We start from the raw sequence: 2,232 nt of genomic DNA, 5'->3' as shown, positions 1-2,232 counted from the left end.
ATGTCGATAATCCAGATAATGCGTTCACGCCGGATTCTATTTCAGGCACCAACGGTGACCTGACTATTGATACTAATGGTCATTGGGTCTTCACCGCCAACAGCGCGTTTAATCAATTAAACGTCGGCGATAAAGTCGAAGAAACCTTCACGGTGTCGTCTGTAGATGGCACACCGTCCACCATCAAGGTCACGATTAACGGCACTAACGATGCCGCTACTGTCAGCAGTGCGACCGTTGCTATCGATGAAACCGACAAAGCAGTAACGACTTCAGGAACATTAACCAGCACCGATGTCGATAATCCGGATAATGCGTTCACTCCAGACTCCATTGCAGGCACAAATGGCGACCTCAACATTGATGCCAATGGTCACTGGGTATTCACCGCTAACAGCGCGTTTAATCAATTGAATGTCGGCGACAAGATCGAAGAGACCTTTACGGTATCGTCGGTTGATGGCACACCGTCAACCATCAAAGTGACGATTAACGGCACTAACGATGCAGCGACAGTCAGTACCGCAACAGTCAGTGTGGATGAGACTGATAAAGCGGTAACGACATCAGGCACGTTAACCAGTACCGATGTTGATAATCCTGATAACACATTTACGCCAGACTCCATTGTTGGAGCTAATGGCGACCTAACTATTGATGCTAATGGGCATTGGGTGTTCACCGCCAACAGTGCGTTTAATCAATTGAACGTCGGCGATAAAGTCGAAGAGACCTTCACTGTATCGTCTATTGATGGCACAACGTCAACGGTCAAAGTGACGATTAACGGCACTAACGACGCCGCTACTGTCAGTAGCACGACCGTTGCCATCGATGAAACCGACAAAGCAGTAACGACTTCAGGAACATTGACCAGTACCGACGTGGATAATCAAGATAATGCGTTTACACCGGATTCGATTACTGGCACCAATGGTGACCTGACTATTGATGCTAATGGTCATTGGGTGTTCACCGCGAGCAGCGCGTTTAATCAGTTAAACGTCGGCGATAAAGTAGAAGAAACCTTCACGGTGTCGTCTGTTGATGGAACACCGTCCACTATCAAGGTGACAATCAACGGTACTAACGACACCGCTACTGTCAGCAGTGCGACCGTCGCTATCGATGAAACTGACAAAGCGGTAACGACATCAGGAGCTCTCACCAGTACCGACGTGGATAATCAAGATAATGCGTTTACACCGGATTCGATTACTGGCACCAACGGTGACCTGACTATTGATGCCAATGGTCATTGGTTCTTCACCGCCAACAGCGCGTTTAATCAATTGAATGTCGGCGATAAAGTCGAAGAGACCTTCACGGTATCGTCGGTTGATGGCACACCCTCGACCATCAAAGTGACGATTAATGGCACCAACGATGCAGCGACAGTCAGTACCGCAACAGTCAGTGTGGATGAGACTGATAAAGCGGTAACGACATCAGGAACATTGACTAGTACCGATGTTGATAATCCAGACAATACGTTCACGCCGGATTCGATTTCAGGTACCAATGGCGACCTTACTATTGATGCCAATGGCCACTGGGTATTTACCGCTAACAGCGCGTTCAACCAACTTAATGTTGGTGATAAGGTTGAAGAAACATTCACGGTAACGTCTGTGGATGGCACTCAGTCAGCAATTAAGGTCATCATTAACGGCACTAATGACGCCGCTACAGTGAGTAGTGCGACCGTCGCCATCGATGAAACCGACAAAGCGGTAACTACCTCAGGTACGCTAACCAGTACTGACGTGGATAATCCAGATAATACCTTCACACCCGATTCCATTTCCGGTACCAACGGTGACCTGACTATTGATGCCAATGGTCATTGGGTATTCACCGCCAACAGCGCGTTTAATCAACTGAACGTCGGCGATAAAGTCGAAGAAACCTTTACCGTCTCTTCCGTTGATGGCACCCCTTCGACCATTAAAGTCACGATTAACGGTACTAACGATGCTGCGACAGTCAGTACCGCAACAGTCAGTGTGGATGAAACGGACAGCGCTATAACAACTTCTGGAACCCTCACCAGTACTGACGTGGATAACCCAGACAACACGTTTACGCCGGATTCTATTTCAGGCACCAACGGTGACCTGACTATTGATGCCAATGGTCATTGGTTCTTCACCGCTAACAGCGCATTTAATCAATTAAACATCGGCGATAAAGTCGAAGAAACCTTCACTGTATCGTCTGTTGATGGCACAC

Annotated in this window: 1 protein-coding gene; it reads left to right on the top strand. The window is 47.9% G+C overall.

The annotated features are described in order from the left end of the window. On the top strand, positions 1–2,232 hold a 2,232-nt coding region (locus AB4329_RS22055; RefSeq protein WP_372139289.1), incomplete at both ends, for a beta strand repeat-containing protein.

The organism is Vibrio sp. 10N.261.54.A5 (assembly GCF_041471145.1).
Lineage (GTDB): Bacteria > Pseudomonadota > Gammaproteobacteria > Enterobacterales > Vibrionaceae > Vibrio > Vibrio crassostreae_C.
The sequence above is the reverse complement of the archived record's forward strand: the minus strand, read 5'-3'. Positions and strand labels throughout refer to the sequence as shown.